Here is a 20,389-nt window from a genome sequence, read left to right on the forward strand (position 1 = left end):
TGCTGCGGCAGCACTATTGTCCCCACGCGCCTCATTAGTCCCAGGCGTCAAATCTGTACCGTGGGGCACATGACATCGCCGGACACCACTTTCGACGCAGCGGTTTATACCGACCGTCTTCGGCGCGCAGCTGCCTGCGCTACTGACCAGCATCTGGCCGGTTTCATCCTTGGAGAAGGCCCTGACCTGCAGTATTTCCTGGGCTCAACGGTCAGCTCATATGAGCGTCTCACCGCTTTAGTCATTCCCGCCGCCGGCACCCCAACCCTGCTGATGCCCGCTGTTGAACGCGACGCGCTGGCCAACTGCCCAGTCACTGATCTCGATATCAAGATTGATCTGTGGACCGACGGCAATAACCCCCACCAGCGCACCGCCGCGGCCTTAGCGGCCTCGGAGGGCGACCGCGTCGGCATCGGCTCCTCGCTGACCGCCGACCACATATTGCCCATCTTGGATCACCTGCCCGCAGCACACCCGGTGCTGGCAGCTCCGGCGCTGCGTGAGCTGTGCATGTCCAAGGACGCCGCCGAACTTTCTGATTTACAAGGCGCCGCCGATGCCATCGACCGGGTCCACGCCCAGGTGCCTGCACTACTGCAACCAGGGCGCACTGAGCGTGCGGTGGCAGAGGACTTACACCGCATCATCCTCGCCGAAGGCCACTACGCAGTGGATTTCGTCATTGTGGGATCCGGTCCGAATGGGGCCAACCCACACCACAGTTTTTCTGACCGAGTGCTTGCCGACGGTGACGTCGTCGTGGTCGATATCGGCGGCAGTTTCGGGGCTGGCTACCACTCCGACTGCACCCGCACCTACGTCATCGGAACCAACCCACACGCCGAGGAGGTCTACGCGGTCCTGCACCGCGCCCAACAGGCCGCAGTGGCAGCGGTGCGGCCTGGTGCGACTGCTGCTGATATCGATGCGGCAGCCCGTAGCGTCATTACCGAGGCCGGCTATGGCGAGAATTTCATCCACCGCACCGGCCACGGCATTGGTTTAAGTGTCCACGAAGAACCGTTCATTATGGCCGGGAATAATATTGAGCTTGCCGAGGGCATGACCTTTTCCGTCGAACCTGGCATTTATCTTCCCGACGAATTCGGGATGCGGCTCGAAGACATCGTCGTCGTTACCGCCGATGGTGTGCGCAGCCTCAATAATTGCGACCGAGCACTTGTCCCCACCACACAAGGAGCCCTGTGATGACCAACACGCAGCATGTGCTGATCCTTGGCGGAACCTCAGAGATCGGCGGTGAGGTCGCCCAACGGCTGGCACCGGGGGCGGTGGTCACCCTCGCCGCCCGGCGCGTCGAAGCACTCGGCCCCGTAGCGGAGAAATTAACCGCAGCCGGGGCTCGTGAGGTCCACACCGTATTTTTCGACGCCGATGATCTGGGCTCCCATGAGGCTGTTCTCGACGAGGTGTGGTCGCATGGCCCGGTGACCACCGCAGTGATCGCATTCGGGGTCTTGGGCAATCAGGATGCCGATGAGCGCGATGGTAGGCGCACCGCAGCCATTATCCACACTGATTTCACCGCCCACGCCGCTATCGCCACCTCCTTGGTCTGCCGCATGGAGGCCGCAGGTGGCGGGCGCATTCTGGCTTTCTCGTCCATTGCTGGGGCGCGGGTGCGCCGCCCGAACTATATCTATGGTTCCGCCAAGGCCGGGCTTGATGGGTTCTTACAGGGATTGCAGGACCGTGTGCATGGCGGGCCGGTACAGCTGACTATTGCCCGGCCTGGTTTCGTCATTGGCCGCATGACCGAAGGCATGGATCCCGCGCCCATGTCGTCCACCCCAGATCAGGTCGCCGACGCCTCGGTGGCCGCCCTCGATGCTGGCAAGGACGCGGTGTGGATTCCAGCTGGGATTGGGGTGCTCGCCTGGATTACCCGGTGGGTGCCGCGCCCGGTGTGGCGCAGGATGCCGCGATGAGGCCGGGGGCACTCCCGCCGCGGGCGCTCATTATCGGTGGAACTGACGACGCTCGGGACCTGGCGCGCCGGCTACAGGCCGATGGGTGGCTTGTGACCACTGCGCTTTCCGACGAGGCCGGCGATGCGGCTTTGCCGGTGGGTCAGGTGCGGATCGGCGGTTTTGGTGGGGCGGCCGGTATGGCCCGGTGGCTACTGGAATCCCAGACTGATGTCATCGTCGACGCCGCAGTACCGCTTGCCCAGCGCATTTCCGATACCGCCGCAGAAGCAGCCCGGGCTACGGGTGTGCCATTGGTGGTGTTGCTGCGCCCGGAGTGGGAACCAGAGCGGCTGGATAAGTGGATTCCGGTGGACTGCCTAGCTGCAGCTGCCGACGTTGTGCGCGATCGTTTCCGGGCGCCGCTGCTGGATGTGGGGCCGCAGTCTGTTGCGGACTTCGCCTCCGATACGCAGGGCCGCTACCTTATTCGCGCCAATCACCGGCCCAGTGGTCCGCTGCCAAGCACCTATACGGTTGTTCCCGATTCAACTGAGCGCGATGTGGCGAGTGAACGCAAACTCATGCGTGACTACGCGGTGGACTGTGTGGTGGTCACCAATACCGGCAGTGCAGCCGGGGCGGTGACGCTGGAGGCAGCCCGGAATTTAAAGAAAACCGTGGTGATGGTGCAGCGTCCAGCTTTGCCGGGCGCATCTATTGCTGATGTGGCCCATGACGTTGGCACCGCCCAGCGCTTGCTGCGCCGGGTGGCGTGGACGCGCTAGGTCCCTAGCTGTTGTGCTCATCCTCGTGCTCGGCGAGGTTGAGCACCGCAGAACGCCAGTAGTTGAACTCCTCAGGGTGGTCCTCGCGGTAGCGCTTGACTGCGCGGATGCCCTGGTTGACGCGCTCAATTTCTTCATCGGTGATGTCTTCGCCCTCAGCGCCGACGAAGATCACCGCACCGGAGACCGCAGTAGTGGGGTCAGTGAAAAACGCGGGATTGCCGGTGGCCGCAGTATTGCGGCCCAGGGAAGCAACCGGGTTGGGTTCTGCGCCCTCATCCTTTGCGGAGGAGGAGTACAGCGCGGCGTAGGTGGAGCCGTCTTCTTGGAAGGCAACGCTGACGCGGTCTTCCTCGACGCCGCCGAGGAACTGCGAGGCGTGCTCGAGTTCGAAAACAATGCGCCGGTTCGTCAGGTCCGGGTTGACGAGGAAGCCGTTAAGCACTGGCAGAGAACCTTTCGTGGGGTGAAATCGGAGGTATTCTCACCGATTTCACCGCATCCCGGCCCATTCGGATACTCGAGGAACGCCCTATTGACGAGAGTTCACCAAGCATTCACCGCGCGTCAACATTAACTGGGGTGTGCGCTCAGCAGCGCAGAGTTGACGTCAAAAACAAACCCATTCGGCGCCAGTACCCGCACGATGACATCAGCAACCGCCTCATCAAGGTCCACCAACACCAACCCATGCCAGGCGGTGATAATCACCGACGTGCGCGTCTGGGCCAGCATCCGCGCCTGCTGAGAACTCAACACACCGTTGACCAAGCCAGCGCCAAGACTCACCCGCCCATCCGGCTGCCCAAACCAGCCCACCGGGGCAGTGGGGGCCTGCTGGGGCGCACCGGCCGAACCGCGCCGATACGGAGTGCGCAGCACCTGGTGGACCTCAGCTATCGCAGCCAGGTCGCCGCCAGCGTCGGCAAGCACCTGGGCAAGCTCTACCAAAGCAGGCACCGCGGCATCCCGGCTGACCACCACACCTGCGGGGCGGCCATTAATAATGAGCTCCACCTCGGACCCATCACAGGCCAATAACCCCAGTTCAGGGCCTTCTGCGAGAATATCGCCGCGCCCATCATCAAAACCCACCAACACCGCACCGAGCTGCGGGCACTGCTGGCAAAACAGCCGCGCCAACTCGCCCATATCCAGCCGGCCACCACTGCGACCACTCAACGGCGACACCACCGTGCGCACATGCGCCCGCTGCGGGTGCGCCGACCACGCCCCAGCAGCCAGGAGCATCTCCACCACACCATCGGGGTCACTGGTGGGGATCTGCAACTGGCCACGGCGGGTCAGCTGCACAGTGCCATCACCGTGGTGGTCGGCGGCATCGGCGAAGGCCGCAAAATACTCAGCCGGCACAGTCGCAGCGGGGAAACGCAGCTCCACCGGGCGCGCAGCGTTATCAGAGTCGCTCATTGGTGTCACTGTAGTGGGCTACACGTAGGATGTCGGACATGAAGCGCGTCCTGTTTGCCCTCTACATAATCGCCGAACTCGTTGCCATCTGGGCCCTGGCTCAATGGATCGGCTGGCTGTGGACTGTCCTTGTCATCATGGCGCTGTTCTTCTTCGGCATGATTTTCGCCGCAGTCCAAATGCGAAAAGTCGCCGAGGCCTCCTTAACCGGGCAGCGGCCCGGCCGTGTTGTTGCCGATTCGGCAATGGTGTTTGTCGGCAGCATCTTCGTTGCGCTGCCCGGCCTGGTCAACACCATCTGTGGCCTGCTGATGATCGCCCCGCCGACACGCACAATGCTGCGCCGCATTATCAGCCGGGCCACCATGGCCTGGATTGAAAACACCGCAACATCCTCGATGACCATCGTGCGCACCAATATGAAATCCAAGGGCTACGACCCCGACGCTGGCCAGGGGCTGTTCGGCACACCCAACCAGGGCACTACCGGCCACACAGGCACCGACCAGACCATTATCGATATGCCCGACGACGTCGACGACAATCGAGATCACCGCGACGGCCGTGCCTAGTCGCATCTCACCTGCCTACACCGCCCTGCTGCGCCTCATCGCTGCCGCAGCGGGCGGTGCCTCATTATCGCTGTCCTTCCAGCCCATCGGCTGGTGGGTGCTTGGGCCCTTATCCGCCGCGCTGCTCGTGCTCGCACTGGCGGGTCGGCCCCGGTGGTGGCTTGCCGTAGTCATCGGCCTCATCTGGGGCGCGGTGCCTGCCCTGATGTCCCTGGGCTGGATCGGCGAATTCGTCGGCAATGGCCCGTGGCTGGCGCTATGCCTGACCCTGGGCATTGTGCAGATCGCTGCCGCACTCGGTGTGTGGCTCATCACCAACGCCCGGCTGCACCCAGCACTCATCATCGTCGGCACCGCCAGCTGGATTATCGCCATCGAGGCGGTACTGGTCCGCTGGCCCTTTGGTGGTTTCCCGTGGCTGCGGCACGCCTTCGGCCAGGTCGGTGGGCCCATCGCGCAGACCGCAATCATCGGCGGCGCGCCCCTGGTGAGCTGGCTGACCTGCCTTATTGGTACTGCGTGTGCGGTGGCCATCCTGCGCTGGCAGCCGAAAACCTGGGTGAGCAGCGGGGTAGTGGTGGCCATCGTCGCCGCACTCAGCAGCGCCGCCCCACTGTTTCGCGACTCAGAGCCCAGTGCTGAGCAGCCCGGCGCGGCGCGGTCTATTCGGGTCGCCGCGGTGCAGGGCAATGTGCCCAGGTTGGGTCTGGAGTTCAACGCCCAACGCCTGGCGGTGCTGCGCAACCATGTTGACGCCACCATCGAACTGGCGCAGCGGGTACAGGCTGGCCAGGAGGCGCAGCCAGACGTTGTTATCTGGCCGGAGAACTCCGCCGATGTGTCGCCCTTCATTGAGCCCCAGGCGCAGCGGATGATCGAACAGGCCGCGAACGCCATTGCCGCCCCCATCATCGTCGGCACGTTCACGTATACCGACGGGGTGCAAAACACCATGGTGGTGTGGGACCCGGACACAGGCGCGGGGGAGACCCACGAGAAAATTCACTTACAGCCCTTTGGCGAGTGGATGCCGATGCGTGATTTCCTCGCCCATTTCAGCGACATGGTGGAGCTAGCCGGCGATATGAAGCCCGGTCATGGTGACACTGTGGTGCATGCCGACGGTATCGCCGTCGGTATCGCCACCTGTTTTGAGGTGATCTTTGATGATGCCTACCGCACTGCGGTCAATAATGGTGCCCAGATTTTGGCGACGCCGACTAATAACGCCACTTTCGGCTACACCGATATGAGCTACCAGCAGCTGGCGATGAGCAGGCTGCGCGCCATTGAGCACAACCGCACCGTCGTTGTGGCCGCCACCTCGGGGGTCAGCGCCATTGTGCGTCCCGACGGCACTGTGGCGGCGTCGACGAAGATTTTCGAGCAGGCTGTATTGACGTCGACAGTGCCGTTACACACGCAGCGCACTATCGCAGCCCGGTGGGGCGCTAGTGTTGAGTGGGGCGTCGTCATCATCGCCATGATGGTGGCCGCCGCAGCCGTGATCCGGCGCGACTCGTCGGCCAACAGCTAACAGGAGAAACCATGACCGCGACAGCAAAGCCCAGCGACTCTACTTTGGTCATCATTCCGACCTTCAATGAGCGGGAGAGTTTGCCGCTGGTTGTCCAGCGGCTGCGCGAAGCAGAACCGCATGTTGATGTGTTGATCGTCGACGATAATTCGCCCGATGGCACCGGTGATATTGCCGATGAGATGGCCAGCGCCGATGAGCAGATCCACGTCCTGCACCGTAAGAAGAAGGACGGCCTGTGGGACGCCTACCGCACTGGTTTTGAATGGGGCCTAGAGCGGGACTACAAGGTGCTGTGCGAGATGGACGCCGATGGCTCCCACGCACCAGAGCAGCTGCACCGGCTGCTCAATGAGATCGACGACGGCGCCGAGCTGGTTATCGGTTCGCGCTATGTACGCGGTGGCCGCACCCGCAACTGGCCGAAGTCACGCTATCTGCTCTCCCGGGGCGGCAATGTGTATATCGCCCTGGCCCTGGGCACCGATATTGCTGATATCACCGCCGGCTACCGCGCTTTCCGACGCGAAGTGCTCGAGGAGCTTGACCTGAGCTCCATTGGCGGGGCGGCCTATATGTTCCAGACTGAGTTGGGCTGGAAGGCCGACCAGGCGGGTTTCTATGTCGAGGAGGTGCCGATTACCTTCGTGGAGCGTGAGTACGGCGAGTCCAAGATGGACCCGAGCTTCGTATTGAAGTCGCTGGCCAATGTCACCACCTGGGCGGCCAAGCACCGCGCGACCCAGGTGAAGGATTTCGCCACCGAGGTTGGCAGCCTGTTGGGCAATGAGCTCAAGCATGAGGTGGAAGTCGCCAAGCGTAAGCGGCGCCGCTACAAGCTGTAGTCCAGATTCCACACAGTAAAAAGCGCCCGCCGGTTATGGCGGGCGCTTTTGCGTGGTTCTTGCGGCTAGCTGGGCGAGTTATTTCTTGCCTTTGGCGGCAGCCTCGGCGGCTTCGGCCTCCTGCTGCTGCTTGAGCAGGCGCGCGGCATTGCGGCGACGCTTGCGCAGCAGGTCAATGCGCTCGTCGAGAAGCACATCGAGCTCCTCAATGGAGCGGCGCTCACGCAGCATGTCCCAGTGGGTGCGCGGCGGCTTGACCGGCTTGGCCTCGGTGCCTTCGCCCTCAATGAGCTTGCCGACCTTACCGTTCTTACACAGCCATTCGCCGGGGATTTCAGCATCGTCGGCGAACGGGACCTCGTAGATCTCGTTGTCCTCGGTCTGGTACTTCACCATCCGGCGTGGGGCCAGGTCGTGGTCGCGATCCGTCTCATAGGACACGGCACCCATTCGGCTGCCTCGCAGAACTCGGTCTGCCATTGCGTTCCTCCCTTAAAGCGCACGCGCATCAGCGGGCCAGGACGGCCCTGATAGTCGACCTCCGAGTATAACCCGGAGCTTGGTCGATACTACAGAAAACGGAAAGGGGATAGGCTAAGCGGCATGACAGCCAGCGCCCGGAACCACTGTGAGTGGTGTGGCCGCGAGATTGAATCACCACCGCGCGGTCGGCGCCGCAAGTACTGTGGCCATGCCTGTCGGCAGCGTGCCTACGAATCGCGCCGCGGCGGCAGGGGAGTCCAGCCCGGTGAGGGCGTCACCATGAGCCAGGCCACCGCTGACCGACTGCACGACGGACTATTCGAATTGCGCTGCGCCGCAGAAGATATCCATACCGCCGCTGTGGAGAAAGCCTCGCACGACGATATCAAGCACATGGCCACTGAGCTCATCGAACTGACCCGTGAGCTGGACAAATTACGGTAGCCCAACTCGTCGGGGTACGTATTTGAGCAGGCGGCAATGTCATGGTTTGTTGCTCAGGCAGATACGATGGATTTATGAAGAAGACGCTGTTGACTCTCTTCGCTGTTGCGATGGTCACCCTGGCTATCGTCATTGTTGGCCCGGTGTTGTACCGGCTCGTGACGTCTGAGGGTGTCAAAACCGGTGACTTCACGACCGCCGATATGCCCGCTGCGAGCGTCGGCATTAACGGACAGTGGGAAGTTATCCCAGGTAGTGGCCCTAATGCTACTGCGGTGGGGTACACCTTCAACGAGCTGTTGCCCTCTGATGCGCGGACCACCTCCGGTAATACCCGCGAGGTCACGGGCCAGGTGGAGGTCAAGGACGGCAAGCTTGCCGACGGCACGATCACGGTCGATATGACCTCCATGTCGTCGGATATTGAGCGTCGCGACGTCAATGTGCGGATGACGATTTTCGATACTGATCGCTATCCGACGGCCACCTTTGAGGTCGCCGAGCCGGTGGATATCTCCGATGTGCCTGACGATGCGACATCGCAGACGGTAGAGGTTCCTGGCCGGTTGACGATTCGTGGTGTAACGCAGGACGTCACCGTGCCTTTAGAGGTCACCCGTACTGGTGAGAATGTGTTGCTCTCTGGCGATATCACTATTAATCGTCTCGACTATGGGGTGCGTGTTCCTGACTTCGCGGCCGCTTTGGTGGATGAAGACGGCGAGCTGAATATTCGCCTTGTTTTGGAGCGAGTTCGCTCCTAAGCCCTGCAAGGAACGCAATGCTATTTCGGCACTTCCGTGGCCACCTCTATGCCGAGGCTCTTTTAGCTGTTGGTCTAGTGACGCTTTTTGCCGCGATTTTTCCGCAGCACCCAGCTGTGCGGCAGCTGACCACCACAATGCCGTTTGCCCAGTTCGTGGCGTTTTTGGCGCCGGTGTCATTATGTGTGTGCGTGCTGGGGGTGGTGTTGGCGGTATTGGCCCATTATCCGGTGCGGTCTTTTCGTCTCTGGGTAGCCTCAGTGGTCTGGATTATTTCCGGCATTATTTTTGCACTGGCTCCGGCAGGTTTTTATTTTCCAGAACGCGCACCAGCTATTGAGGCGCAGGCAGCTGCTGCCGATGACGGCGCGGGGAGGTCTATTCGGATAATGACCTTTAATACCCAGGGCGCATTCACTAAAAATGATCTGGAAACAATCTTTTCTGAATATGACCCGGATATTCTGGTGCTGCCGGAAACCCCGCATAGGGACCTCGTGCGCTATGTAGCCGATCTTGACTACCCAGGCTATGTACGGGGCACGCCACCGTGGGGACGTCTCAAGCAGTTCGCGGACCAGGTGGCGCCCACAACAGTGATTGTCAATAATCGCCTTGGCCATTCGCGGCTCGTTGAGGGGCCGATTACTCGATCCGGCACGGTGAGCCTGGAGTTCGACGATCCGGGGCTGCCGCGCATTATCGGCCTGCATACCGCCTCGCCGAAACCGGGATTGATGGATGTGTGGCGTGCCGATCTGAATCGCAGCGTTGCCTATGGCGAAGATTTTGATGCTCCGATCATTATGGCCGGGGATTTCAATGCGACGCTGCGGCATGGGCCGATGGCTCGTCGTTCTGCATTGCTTGATGCTGCACGCCAGTGTGACCATTTTCCGGGCGGCACCTGGCCGGCGGCGAGCCCAGCTAGTCTGCGCGCGCAGATTGACCATGTATTTATTACCGCGCCGCTGCAAGCTACTGACTGTGCGGTACATCGGATAGGCGATTCGGATCATGCTGCGTTTATCACGACGATCCGGGTCCCGGAGACAGCCTAACAACGGCGCCACTACACCCGTCATTACGTCACTGTGACGTAATGACGGTTAGAGTGGAGCTACCACCAATAAGACCTAGAGGACACCTTATGAACGTTGCCACCCTCGAGCGGATGCTGCGGATGCGTTATGTGCGCGCCACGCTGCTCATCATCTTCATCGCCGTCATGGTGCTCGAGAAGGCGTGGATTTTCGTCCTCATCGGCTTGGCATTCCTGGCGCTGGCGGTCTACCAGATAAAGCAACTACGCGAAGAGCTACCTGTAATGCAGGAAAAGGAACGCAATGAGCAGTCCACACCCGGCGTAGCCGAGGAAGACTGATCTCATGGCGCTAGCGCGTGGGTAGACGACAATATCCCAGCTCAACAATTGTCCGATAATATACATTATGACATTTACGCCACGTGGTGCTGAACCCCAGTTTCAGTACACCCCACCCCACGGCATATAGCCGGCACGCCAGCTACTCCTTGCGCGCCTCATTGATCGCAAGAAAGCTGCCGGCGAAACACAACAGCGCACCAACCCAGGCGATCGTGGACCAGCCCGGGAAGAAACTCTTCGCGGACAAGACCACGAGAACGCTCGCCATAAGAATCAGTACGACGGCGATGGCACGCCAATTACGCGGAGTCTTCATAACCGCCAAGTCTAGTGACCCCGACTGAGGCTGCCTTAGTCGCAGCAGCCGTCGGTGCACCCGTCGGTACCGCAGCAACCATCGCCCGGCTGAGCATCAAGGGCTCGACCGGCAGCTAGCGCACATCCGTCGCCCTTCCATGCCTCGACGCCTTCGCGCACAGCCAGTGCGGCAATAACGAGCGCGGCAGCCGGGTCTGCCCACCACCAGCCAAGCCACGAGTTCAATACCAAGCCGATAAGCACAGCTACCGACAGGTACGAACACATCAAGGTCTGCTTAGAGTCGGCAACAGCACTTGCTGAACCAAGCTCCATGCCTGCACGACGCTCTAAGAAGCTCACCAGGGGCATCACGACGGCACTAATAGCCACCAGGACAATGCCCACCGTGGAATGGTCAGCAGCTTCGCCTTGGGTCAGCGACAGGACCGAGTCAAAAGTGACATAGGCAGCAAGCGCGAAGAAGGCCATCGCAATGACACGAAGCGTGGACTTTTCCCATTTTTCAGGCGACTGGCGCGTGAATTGCCAAGCAACAGCAACTGCCGAGGTCACCTCGATAGTCGAGTCCAAACCGAAGCCAATTAGAGCACCCGAGGAGGCCAAGGTGCCTGCGGTAATCGCAATAACAGCTTCAATGAGGTTGTAGATGATCGTCGCTGCGACAATCAGGCGAATGCGCCGACCGAGAACGTGTTGCCGCTCGACCGACGGGGCCACCGGGGCCGCTTGTGTTTCAGTAATGGTTAGCATGAGCACTCTTCTCCCCCGCAACACACCGGATCGGTGCGCACGGTAACGGCTAGCAGTGCGTCTAACGCTTCTGCCAGGTGTGGGTCGGACAGGGAGTATCGCGTTCGACGCCCATCGGCGACACGGTTGACCAAGCCACACCCGCGCAAACAGGCCAGGTGGTTGGACATGACCTGGCGCGAGACGCCCATATCGTCGGCAAGCTCAGAGGGATAGCGCGAGGCTTCCTTGAGCTCAAGGAGGATTCGGGTGCGAACCGGGTCAGATAGCGCATGCCCGAAACGCGACAGCGCCTCAAGATGAACCGTGGGTAGTGCAATACTCATAGCCGTAACAGTACATCGTTCGCTGTATTCACGAAAGGGTGAACTATTGGGGGTGGCTGCTAACCACACCTAAACCCCTAAACCCCCTGTCTCGAATTGCTGCACATCACCGCTGAACAGTACGGTGAGCAAGGTTTTCGTTACATACTTACGGCCCGCTCACCCAGCTAGACCACATCCGCCTAGTCATCACTTTTCCGCCCCACAACCCACCAACCCACACCGGCGCCCGGCCGAGCCGGAACGTATGTGCGGTTATAGGAGCCCCATGAGTTCAACCACCACCGCCGAGCACCCCACCCCGGTGCACGTCGAAGGCGCCAACGCCCCCACCGGCGTTATCGAATCCTTCCGCTACGCCTTCTCCTCGGTCTCACGACTACGCACCGAAGTCCTCGCCGGACTGGTCGTCGCGCTCGCCCTCATCCCCGAGGCGATCTCGTTCTCCATCCTCGCCGGCGTCGACCCCCGGGTAGGCCTATTCGCCTCCTTCACCATGGCCGTGACCATCGCCTTCACCGGCGGCCGCCCCGCCATGATCTCCGCCGCCACCGGCGCGATCGCACTAGTCATCGCCCCAGTAGCCAAGGACTACGGCCTGAACTACCTCATCGCCACAGTGATCCTGGCCGGCATTTTCCAGGTCCTGCTAGCCCTCATTGGGGTAGCCAAGCTCATGCGCTTCATCCCACGCAGCGTCATGGTCGGCTTCGTCAACGCCCTGGCAATCCTGATCTTCTCCGCCCAGATTCCGCACCTCCTCGGTGTCCCCTGGCTGGTCTACCCGCTGGTCATTGGTGGTTTGCTGATCGTCTACCTCTTCCCCCACCTCACCACCGCGGTGCCCGCTCCCCTCATCGCCATCCTGGTGCTCACCATCCTCGTGGTCACCGTCGGCTGGGACGTTCCCGACGTCGCCGACCAAGGCGAACTGCCGAAAAACCTGCCGGCACTACTACTGCCCGACGTGCCCCTGACCTTCGAGACACTGAAGATCATCGCGCCCTATGCGCTGGCCATGTCCATCGTCGGCCTGCTCGAGTCCCTGATGACCGCCAAGCTCGTCGACGACATCACCGACGTGCACTCCGATAAAACCCGCGAAGCCCTCGGCCAGGGCACCGCGAACTTCGTCACTGGCTTCTTCGGCGGTATGGGCGGCTGCGCCATGATCGGACAGACCATGATCAACGTGCGCGCATCCCGTGCCCGCACCCGCCTATCTACCCTGCTGGCCGGTATTTTCCTGCTGATTCTGGTAGTCAGCCTCGGCGAAATGGTGGGCCTTATCCCCATGGCCGCGCTGGTGGCGGTCATGATCATGGTGTCGGTCTCCACCATGGACTGGCACTCCATTCACCCCAACACCCTGCGCCTGATGCCGCTATCGGAAACCGGCGTCATGCTCACCACCGTCATCGCCACCCTGGTGACCCACAACCTCGCCGTCGGTGTCATCACCGGTGTGCTGGCCGCCATGGTCATGTTCGCCCGCAGGATCGCACACCTGGTGACCGTGCAGAAGGTCGAAGAGCTCGACACCAACCACGATGGGCAAGTCGATACCCGCCGCTATTTGGTCAGTGGCCAATTATTCTTCGCATCCTCCAATGACCTCGTCTACGCCTTCGACTACACCGATGATGCCAAGCACATCATTATTGACTTAACCGGTGCCGATATCTGGGACGCCTCGACGGTGGCAACACTGGACGGCATCGTGCACAAATACCAGCAGCGCGGAAAGGACGTCACCATCACCGGACTCGATGGGGCCAGTCTGGCCCGACTAGAACGCCTCTCCGGCAATTTCGGTGCCGCCCATTAACTGACCCGAAAAAAACACACATCTCCCCGCCCCCAACGCTTGTGGGGACGGGGAGATTTTGTGTTCGCGAATCGCCTAGCTAGGCCGTCGACGAAACCCCGTCGCCGGGGCCGACATGATCCGGTGTGACATCGGCATGCCGCAATGCAGCATCATCACTGGTCTTCCGGCCCCAATAGAACAGGCCAGTGACCAACGAGCCAATAAAGAGCACACCCATCCCCACCAGCAGCGGGTACGGGCCGAACTGGTAGATCAGCGGGATGGCGATTGCGGTAATCAGACCACCGCCGAAGAACGGCTCAAAGACCAGCTGCTTATAGCCGAAAGCCTCAAAGCAGGGCGACTTGCCCTCCGGGTCGACAATGCGCATGAGGATCAGGCCGGTGGCGGTGACACCCATGGACTGGCCGAAGTCACCGATACCGCGCTCTAGCCAGAACGACGGGATAGTGCGCGGCACCATCCACAGCAGCAAGAACAGGTTCACGGCAATACCGCCGACACACAAGATGAGGAAGGCCCAGAAATTCGCGGCAATAGCCTGCAGCGAGATGGTGGCCAAGGCAGCAACGACGAGCACGTCAAGGGCGAAGCCCTGGATACGCATCATCAAACCTGGGTCGACCAAATGGCCAATACCGAGCTTATTCATGGCGATCTGCAAGAAAATGCCGCCCAGCATGGCCAGCGGGAACAGCGGCACGTATGCCAACAGTTCAACCTTATCCGCCCACAGCATCTGCTCAACCCACTGCAAAAACTCCAGCAAGCCAACACCAATGATGATGGCCAAAGCAACGAAGGACATGTGCAGCGATAGCGGCTCAATCGACGACGGGCGCGACGTGAGGCTGCCGGCAGTGTACTGCTCATCCTTGCCGAACAGGCCACGCTGCTCAGCCAGGGACTGCTCGTAGACGTCGGTCACAACCTCAGTGCGGCCGGTGCGGATAGCCCAGTTGATCACGCCGACGCCGATTACAATGCCGCCAACCAGACCGATGGTGGCCACACCAATGGCAAGGTCGGCGCCATCAGACCAGCCGACTTCCTCGAAAACGGGAATCATGCCGGCTGCGGTGCCGTGGCCGCCTTCAAAACCAATTTCGATAAGCGCGCCGGCCATCTCCGGGATACCGAAGAATGGCGCCAGCACAAGCACTGCCAGCAGCAGGCCAATGACGTACTGGCCGGAAGCAAACGCCACGCCCACAGACAGCTGGGGGCCAGCGAGATCCACTACGGTGCGCGGCCCGGGCAGCTTCTGGCCCAGGAATAAGGTGGCAAAGACCACCGAGATCAGCAGGCCCGGTAGGGACTTCCACACTTCCAGCGTGTCCGCTCCCAGCAGGCCGGATTCGGTGAAACTGTCATTGCCGAATAGGGCCATAATCTGGCCGAAAACATCCGGCCCTAACGCCAGCGCAATGAAGCCCGCGACGATGGCGGAGGGCAAGAACAGGTTCTGCACCCAGCGCACACGCATCCGGATGAACTTGCCGACCAGCAGGAATAGGCCAAGGAGGAGAAGAGCTAGACCTACGGAATTTGGGGTCATGATGAATTACATTCTCAATCAGCTATCGAGCGCAGCCAGAGCCGCGTCGTAGTCGGGTTCTTCAGTGATTTCCGGGACAACCTGGGAGTAGATGACGCCACCATTGGCATCAGCAACAACCACAGCGCGACCCAGCAGTTGCGCCAGCGGCCCGTCGGTCTGCACCACACCAAAGGCCTCGCCGAATTCACGGCGGAAATCCGAGGCGGAGATAACACCGTCGATTCCTTCAGCGGCGCAGAAACGGCCCAGTGCGAACGGCAGGTCGCGGGAGATATTGACCACCGTGGCATCACCACGCTCAGCGGCGATCTCATTGAAGCGGCGCACCGAGGCCGCGCACACGCCGGTATCAACCGACGGGAAGATATTGAGGACGAGTTTCTTGCCGGTGAGTTCCTTATTCGACAGTGCCTTCAGGTCAGTACCAGTGACCGTGAAAGACGGCAGGGATTCACCTGCGGTAGGCAACGTTCCGGACAGAGTTACGGGGGTGCCCTGGAAGGCAGTGGTATCAGTCATATGTCCCGTTCTACCTATTCAGCAGTAATGGCGCTGCGCGCCTCGTGATATACAGCTTGGGACATCGAGCGACCTGCACGCATTCCGGAGAACACACAGCCACCAAGGAATGTGCCCTCCAGTGCGTTGTTGCCGTGCATTCCGCCGCCACCAAAACCGGTGGCCTCACCAGCAGCCCACAAACCGTCGACGACCTGGCCGTCGGCACCAAGCACGCGGCCTTCGAGATCAGTTTCAATACCGCCGAGGGTCTTCCGGGTGAGCATACGCAGCCGCACCGCAATAAGCGGACCATGCTTTTTGTCGAGAATCTTATGCGGGCTCACACACCGGATGAGCTTGTCCCCAAGGAATTTACGGGCCACCCGCGTGTAGTTGACCTGGTAGTCCTTGCTGAAATTATTGTCGACCTGCATATCGCGGGCCTCGATCTGGTGGCGCAGCTGCGCGGCGTCGACAACGGGCACCTCGTTGGTGTCACTTTCCGGATCAGCACCGGTGATTGCATTCATGCCGTCGACAAGTTCTTCGAGGGTATCGGCGATCACCCAGTCTTCGCCCTTATCCATAAAAGCCTGCACCGGGCCGGGAATACCTGCGCGGATCTTATCGACGAGTTTGGTCAGTTCCTTATCGGTAAGGTCCGGGTTCTGCTCGGAACCGGAGAACAGAAATTCCTTGCTCACAATCGACTCATTGAGCACAAACCAGGAATAGCTGTAGCCAGTATCCAGGATGGCTTTCATCGTGCCGACAGTGTCCGCGCCGGGAATATACGGCGCCGGCAGTCGCTTACCGGTGGCGTCGAACCATAACGACGACGGGCCGGGGATGATCCGGATGCCGTGGTTGGGCCAGATGGGGTCCCAGTTGGCCATTCCTTCGGTGTAATGCCACATGCGGTCCCGGTTAATGGTGTGCGCACCAGCGCGTTCGGCGATCTCGATGCCACGGCCATCCACATGTGCGGGAACACCGGTGACCATATCGGTGGGCATCGGGCCAAGCTTTTCCTCCGGCCAGTAGCGCCGCACCATGTCCAGGTTGCCGCCGACGCCACCGGTGGCGATAAGCACAGTGTCGCCGCGGAACTCGAAGGGGCCCAGTTCCCCCTTCGGCGACGCCATGCCCCGGTCGAGGTGATCGCAGCGCTCCAACACAGTGCCCTTCACACCGGTGACGCGACCAGATTCCATGGTGACCTCGTCGACGCGGTGGCGGTGCGCGAACACGACACGGCCTTCCTTTTCCGCCTCCTCCAGGGGTTCTAGGAAGACGCGCACAATCTCCGGGCCGGTGCCCCAGGTCAGGTGGAAGCGTGGGACGGAATTGCCGTGCCCGTCGGCATCGCCTTCGCCGCGTTCTGCCCAGCCGACCACCGGCAAAAACCGCATGCCCAGGCCGGTGAGGTATTCGCGCTTCTCCCCTGCTGCGAATTTGAGGTATTCCTCGGCCCATTGCCGGGGCCAGTGATCCTCGGGCCGGTCGAATTGGGCTGAGCAGAACCAGTCATGGCGGGCGAGCTCAAGGCTGTCTTTTACCCCCAGTCGGCGCTGCTCAGGTGAGTCAATCAAGAAAATGCCGCCCAGGGACCAGAAGGCCTGGCCTCCTCGGTTGCGGAACGATTCCTGGTCGACGATGAGGACGCGGCGCCCAGCCTTTTGTGCTTCATAGGCTGCAACAAGGCCGGCAAGACCAGCGCCGACAACGATGACGTCGAAATACTCTTGGGCGGTGACTTCTGAGACGGACTGTTGCTTGGTATCCATGACCAAACCATACCGAGAAATATTTTCACAGAAAACAGTTTTGCCGAGTTTTGGTCAACCCCTCAGTGCTTACCGACGTCGCGGTGGCGCAACCGTCAACGTCAACTGCACCATGTCCAGACGACCAGTGCGCACCAACGCCTCCTGCAAAGCCAGGTAGTACTCCCATAAGCGCCGGTAGACGCGGTCATAACCAAGACCGGCGGCCTGCCGGGACTGGGCGGCAAAAAGCTCCCGCCACATCCGCAAAGTGTGCTCATAATGCCCGGCGAAATGGGTGTGCTCAACAACCCGCAGCCCAGTATCGCGCTCAATAAGGCGCCGCAGTTCCGGCAACTGTGGGTAGTACAAAGCAGGCCAAATATAGGAACGCACAAAATCCAGGGCCGGGCCGACCTCTCCCCAACTATCGCCCACAGCCACCGGCAGGTGCAGCACAATGCGGCCACGCTCAGCAAGCACTCGATCGGCGGTCTTCAGCCACCGCAATAACCCAGCCATGCCCAGAGTTTCCAGACGTTCAGCACAGATAATGGCGTCATAATCAGTGGGGAATTCGCGGGCCGAAGGAATCGAGTCACGGCTGCGCAGCACCTTGACATAAGAACTCATCCCAGCCTCGGCGATATTTTTCCCCACCGCCGCGGCCATATCGGAACTGTTGACCACCACGTCGGCAGCTGCACCCCGCTGTGCGGCAGCCATCGCCAAAGAACCACCCGAGGACGGCCACTCCAGCACCCGGGAACTCGCACGCACCTGCGCAGCCTGCATCATCGCAGCAATCCGACGCTGCTGCGCGCCCGGCAAATCAGCACGCATCGGGTCCACCGGCGGGTCAACAGTGGTGATATCCACAGGTGGGCGATGCAGATCACGACGCTTGGGGCTACCCGCATCAGCGGCGACATCCTCGCGTGCGGTGGTGGCAATCCCGGAGGCGAACCGGGCCGAGCCGGCCGCCAAACTCTTACCCGCATACAGGGCAACCAGAGACGACGGCAGCTCCCCGCCGGGGGACTCGTCGGCAAGCTCGGGGCGGGTACGGGTCACCCGACGCAATGACCGGCCCACCCGGCCTTCCATACCGGACTCCAGGCCCACCCCTAAAAGCGCGCCAAGAGTGTCCGGCAACGTATCCGAGGTCCACTCCCCAGCCAGGTACGACTCCCCCAGGCCCAACCAGTCAGACTCGGCAAGCCGTTGATAAATCGCTTCATTATTCACCCGCAGCTCACAAGCAGGCGCAACAGCAGAGTCAGCGCCGCCGCGGCAAGCGTCGGAAAGCTCCACCCCAGCGCGCACACACGCACGCTCGAAGGAGCGCCGCGCCAATGTTCCGCGCGTGCCACCCAGCGGGCCCGCAGGCACCCGCGCCACACCAGGCCAGCGCTGCGCATCAATGGCGTAGGGCTCCACCAGAACCTCCAGAAAACAACGTGAACTTCAATAAATGCTATTCGGCGATTACATTGGTGCAGGTTCGAATAAAACCAACAGCACAATGAACCTGTCACGCCGGGTGGCGCAATAAGCAGATATCCCTGAACGCTACCGTTGCACCCCACCAAATCGGCGGCGGCACACCATTGCGCATAAACTGTCGCGGTAACCGTGGCCGAAAAGTGTGCAATCCACCCTGACCTGGCCGCGTCAGCAATTGTGAGGAGAGACAATGACCGAGACGCCGTTCCGTCCTGAGTCCGGGCGCCCCCATGCCGTCATCGTCGGTTCGGGCTTCGGCGGTCTGTTCGCCGCGAAAAAGCTCAAAGACGAAAACGTCGATGTGACCATCATCGACCGGACCAACCACCACCTATTCCAGCCCCTGCTCTACCAGGTTGCCACCGGCATCCTGTCCTCCGGCGAGATCGCCCCGCCAACCCGCCAGATCTTCGACAGCGAGCCCAATGTGCGCGTCGTCAAGGGCGATGTCGTCGATATCGACGTCGACAAGCAGGTCGTGACCTCGGAATTGGGCGATGAAGTCAACCTGTGGCAGTACGACTACCTGCTGCTCGCCGCCGGTGCTGGCCAGTCCTACTTCGGCAATGACCACTTCGCCCACTACGCACCGGGCATGAAAACCATTGACGACGCCCTTGAGATCCGGGCACGGATCATCTCCGCCTTCGAGCGCGCAGAGCTCACCAATGACCCGGCCGAGCGGGAACGCCTGCTCACCTTCGTCGTCGTCGGCGCAGGCCCGACCGGTGTGGAGCTTGCCGGACAGATCGCGGAGCTAGCTAACCGCACCCTGACCTCGTCCTACCGTTCCTTCAACCCGCACTCCGCGCGCGTCATCTTGCTCGATGGCGCCCCGCAGGTGCTGCCGCCCTTCGGCAAGCGACTGGGCCGCAACGCCCAGAAGCGCCTGGAGGACCTCGGTGTTGTCGTCAAGCTCAACAGCATTGTCACCGACGTCGACGACCACGGTGTTGTGTACAAGGACACCGTCCGCGACGTCACCGCCACCATCCCCTCCTACTGCAAGATCTGGTCCGCCGGTGTGGCCGCTTCCCCACTGGGCAAGCTCGTCGCCGACCAGCTTGGTGTCGAGGTCGACCGCGCCGGGCGCGTACCGGTCAACCCGGACCTCTCCGTCGGTGATGACCGCAAGGTCTTCGTGATCGGCGACATGATGAGCTTGGACGGTCTGCCCGGTGTGGCCCAGGTGGCCATCCAGGGCGGCGAATGCGTCGCCGGCTATATCGCCGATGAGGCCGAAGGCGCCGATATCAGCGAGCGCCAGCCGTTCAAGTACTTCGATAAGGGCTCTATGGCCACTGTCTCCCGCTTCTCCGCTGTGGTGAAGATGGGCAAGGTCGAGGTCACCGGCTTCCTGGGTTGGGCACTGTGGCTGGGCGTGCACCTGATGTTCCTGGTGGGCTTCCGCAACCGCCTGGTGTCGTCCATCAGCTGGGGCCTCAACGTGCTCACCCGCGACCGCTGGCAGCTGGTGTCCACCCGCCAGCAAATGTACGCGCGCAACGCCATCTCGCAGCTTGAGGAACTCACCGGCCAGGACAAGCCGATGGAGATCCGCGATACCCGCCGCGCGATCCGCAGCAAGGACACTGAGGAATAAATCAGCCCACCCCTTGCGGCTAGTTATCGATAACGCCCGCTG

At 61.3% G+C, this 20,389-nt stretch carries 22 protein-coding genes; 12 read left to right on the forward strand and 10 right to left on the reverse strand.

What is annotated here, in order from left to right; genetic code table 11:
- The first annotated feature begins 69 nt into the window (after window positions 1–69).
- The 3 genes from KRX51_RS06045 to KRX51_RS06055 are packed head-to-tail and all read left to right on the forward strand — an operon-like array spanning window position 70 to window position 2,719.
- Window positions 70–1,212 carry a Xaa-Pro peptidase family protein gene (locus KRX51_RS06045; protein WP_218362123.1) on the forward strand — a complete coding sequence of 381 codons (1,143 nt, stop codon included), beginning with the start codon at window positions 70–72 and terminating at the stop codon, window positions 1,210–1,212.
- Window positions 1,212–1,952 (forward strand): SDR family NAD(P)-dependent oxidoreductase, encoded by a 741-nt coding sequence (locus KRX51_RS06050; RefSeq protein WP_218362124.1) that lies wholly within the window; start codon window positions 1,212–1,214, stop codon window positions 1,950–1,952. Before KRX51_RS06045 ends, KRX51_RS06050 begins: the two co-directional genes overlap by 1 nt.
- Entirely contained in the window at window positions 1,871–2,719 is an 849-nt protein-coding gene (locus tag KRX51_RS06055; protein ID WP_370625035.1) for a precorrin-6A/cobalt-precorrin-6A reductase, read from the forward strand. Before KRX51_RS06050 ends, KRX51_RS06055 begins: the two co-directional genes overlap by 82 nt.
- 4 nt (window positions 2,720–2,723) lie before the next feature.
- On the opposite strand, the gene KRX51_RS06060 is transcribed toward KRX51_RS06055, so the two are convergent.
- Both KRX51_RS06060 and KRX51_RS06065 read right to left on the reverse strand, forming a co-directional pair.
- The gene (locus KRX51_RS06060) at window positions 2,724–3,164 is read right to left on the reverse strand and encodes a hypothetical protein (protein WP_218362126.1); all 441 of its coding nucleotides are present in this window, start codon (window positions 3,162–3,164) and stop codon (window positions 2,724–2,726) included.
- Window positions 3,165–3,292: 128 nt separating this feature from the next.
- Window positions 3,293–4,150 carry a hypothetical protein gene (locus tag KRX51_RS06065; protein WP_218362127.1) on the reverse strand — a complete coding sequence of 286 codons (858 nt, stop codon included), beginning with the start codon at window positions 4,148–4,150 and terminating at the stop codon, window positions 3,293–3,295.
- A gap of 38 nt (window positions 4,151–4,188) precedes the next feature.
- Here KRX51_RS06065 and KRX51_RS06070 point away from each other — a divergent pair, with 38 nt between their 5' ends.
- Genes KRX51_RS06070 through KRX51_RS06080 form a run of 3 tightly spaced genes read left to right on the forward strand, consistent with a single transcriptional unit; the run spans window position 4,189 to window position 7,104 of the window.
- Window positions 4,189–4,722, forward strand: coding sequence for an FxsA family protein (locus KRX51_RS06070; protein ID WP_218362128.1), 534 nt, complete (start codon window positions 4,189–4,191; stop codon window positions 4,720–4,722).
- Window positions 4,715–6,259 carry an apolipoprotein N-acyltransferase gene (lnt, locus tag KRX51_RS06075; protein ID WP_370625036.1) on the forward strand — a complete coding sequence of 515 codons (1,545 nt, stop codon included), beginning with the start codon at window positions 4,715–4,717 and terminating at the stop codon, window positions 6,257–6,259. Before KRX51_RS06070 ends, lnt begins: the two co-directional genes overlap by 8 nt.
- An 11-nt stretch (window positions 6,260–6,270) precedes the next feature.
- Window positions 6,271–7,104, forward strand: a complete 834-nt coding sequence (locus tag KRX51_RS06080; RefSeq protein WP_218362129.1) for a polyprenol monophosphomannose synthase — start codon at window positions 6,271–6,273, stop codon at window positions 7,102–7,104.
- 78 nt (window positions 7,105–7,182) lie between these two features.
- Here the strand turns inward: KRX51_RS06080 and KRX51_RS06085 are convergent, their stop codons facing one another.
- The gene (locus tag KRX51_RS06085; protein WP_218362130.1) at window positions 7,183–7,584 is read right to left on the reverse strand and encodes an RNA polymerase-binding protein RbpA; all 402 of its coding nucleotides are present in this window, start codon (window positions 7,582–7,584) and stop codon (window positions 7,183–7,185) included.
- 123 nt (window positions 7,585–7,707) lie between these two features.
- Between KRX51_RS06085 and KRX51_RS06090 the strand changes: the two genes are divergently transcribed.
- From KRX51_RS06090 to KRX51_RS06105, 4 genes are all read left to right on the forward strand, one after another.
- The gene (locus tag KRX51_RS06090) at window positions 7,708–8,031 is read left to right on the forward strand and encodes a hypothetical protein (protein WP_218362131.1); all 324 of its coding nucleotides are present in this window, start codon (window positions 7,708–7,710) and stop codon (window positions 8,029–8,031) included.
- A 74-nt stretch (window positions 8,032–8,105) separates the two neighbouring features.
- A complete protein-coding gene (locus KRX51_RS06095; RefSeq protein ID WP_218362132.1) occupies window positions 8,106–8,795 on the forward strand; it encodes a YceI family protein in 690 nt (229 codons plus the stop codon).
- A 17-nt stretch (window positions 8,796–8,812) separates the two neighbouring features.
- Window positions 8,813–9,856 carry an endonuclease/exonuclease/phosphatase family protein gene (locus KRX51_RS06100; protein ID WP_218362133.1) on the forward strand — a complete coding sequence of 348 codons (1,044 nt, stop codon included), beginning with the start codon at window positions 8,813–8,815 and terminating at the stop codon, window positions 9,854–9,856.
- An 89-nt stretch (window positions 9,857–9,945) separates the two neighbouring features.
- The gene (locus tag KRX51_RS06105) at window positions 9,946–10,179 is read left to right on the forward strand and encodes a hypothetical protein (RefSeq protein WP_218362135.1); all 234 of its coding nucleotides are present in this window, start codon (window positions 9,946–9,948) and stop codon (window positions 10,177–10,179) included.
- Window positions 10,180–10,321: 142 nt separating this feature from the next.
- On the opposite strand, the gene KRX51_RS06110 is transcribed toward KRX51_RS06105, so the two are convergent.
- Genes KRX51_RS06110 through KRX51_RS06120 form a run of 3 tightly spaced genes read right to left on the reverse strand, consistent with a single transcriptional unit; the run spans window position 10,322 to window position 11,579 of the window.
- The gene (locus tag KRX51_RS06110) at window positions 10,322–10,498 is read right to left on the reverse strand and encodes a hypothetical protein (protein ID WP_218362137.1); all 177 of its coding nucleotides are present in this window, start codon (window positions 10,496–10,498) and stop codon (window positions 10,322–10,324) included.
- A 35-nt stretch (window positions 10,499–10,533) separates the two neighbouring features.
- Window positions 10,534–11,253 carry a cation transporter gene (locus KRX51_RS06115; RefSeq protein WP_218362138.1) on the reverse strand — a complete coding sequence of 240 codons (720 nt, stop codon included), beginning with the start codon at window positions 11,251–11,253 and terminating at the stop codon, window positions 10,534–10,536.
- Window positions 11,247–11,579, reverse strand: a complete 333-nt coding sequence (locus tag KRX51_RS06120) for a helix-turn-helix transcriptional regulator (protein WP_218362141.1) — start codon at window positions 11,577–11,579, stop codon at window positions 11,247–11,249. Before KRX51_RS06120 ends, KRX51_RS06115 begins: the two co-directional genes overlap by 7 nt.
- A gap of 268 nt (window positions 11,580–11,847) precedes the next feature.
- On the opposite strand from KRX51_RS06120, the gene KRX51_RS06125 reads away from it, so the two are divergent.
- A complete protein-coding gene (locus KRX51_RS06125) occupies window positions 11,848–13,407 on the forward strand; it encodes a SulP family inorganic anion transporter (protein WP_218362143.1) in 1,560 nt (519 codons plus the stop codon).
- Window positions 13,408–13,486: 79 nt separating this feature from the next.
- Here the strand turns inward: KRX51_RS06125 and KRX51_RS06130 are convergent, their stop codons facing one another.
- The 4 genes from KRX51_RS06130 to KRX51_RS10325 form a co-directional block, all read right to left on the reverse strand.
- On the reverse strand, window positions 13,487–14,968 hold the full coding sequence (locus KRX51_RS06130; protein WP_218362145.1) for a sodium/glutamate symporter: 1,482 nt from the start codon (window positions 14,966–14,968) through the stop codon (window positions 13,487–13,489).
- A gap of 18 nt (window positions 14,969–14,986) precedes the next feature.
- Window positions 14,987–15,490 carry a thiol peroxidase gene (gene tpx / locus KRX51_RS06135; protein WP_218362146.1) on the reverse strand — a complete coding sequence of 168 codons (504 nt, stop codon included), beginning with the start codon at window positions 15,488–15,490 and terminating at the stop codon, window positions 14,987–14,989.
- A gap of 14 nt (window positions 15,491–15,504) precedes the next feature.
- Window positions 15,505–17,259, reverse strand: coding sequence for an FAD-binding dehydrogenase (locus KRX51_RS06140; RefSeq protein ID WP_218362147.1), 1,755 nt, complete (start codon window positions 17,257–17,259; stop codon window positions 15,505–15,507).
- Between the two features lie 69 nt (window positions 17,260–17,328).
- Window positions 17,329–18,678, reverse strand: a complete 1,350-nt coding sequence (locus KRX51_RS10325) for a class I SAM-dependent methyltransferase (protein ID WP_218362148.1) — start codon at window positions 18,676–18,678, stop codon at window positions 17,329–17,331.
- 256 nt (window positions 18,679–18,934) lie between these two features.
- Here KRX51_RS10325 and KRX51_RS06150 point away from each other — a divergent pair, with 256 nt between their 5' ends.
- Window positions 18,935–20,347, forward strand: coding sequence for an NAD(P)/FAD-dependent oxidoreductase (locus KRX51_RS06150; RefSeq protein WP_218362149.1), 1,413 nt, complete (start codon window positions 18,935–18,937; stop codon window positions 20,345–20,347).
- Window positions 20,348–20,389: the final 42 nt, after the last annotated feature.

It is taken from the genome of Corynebacterium sp. TAE3-ERU12 (genome assembly GCF_019209905.1).
GTDB lineage: Bacteria > Actinomycetota > Actinomycetes > Mycobacteriales > Mycobacteriaceae > Corynebacterium.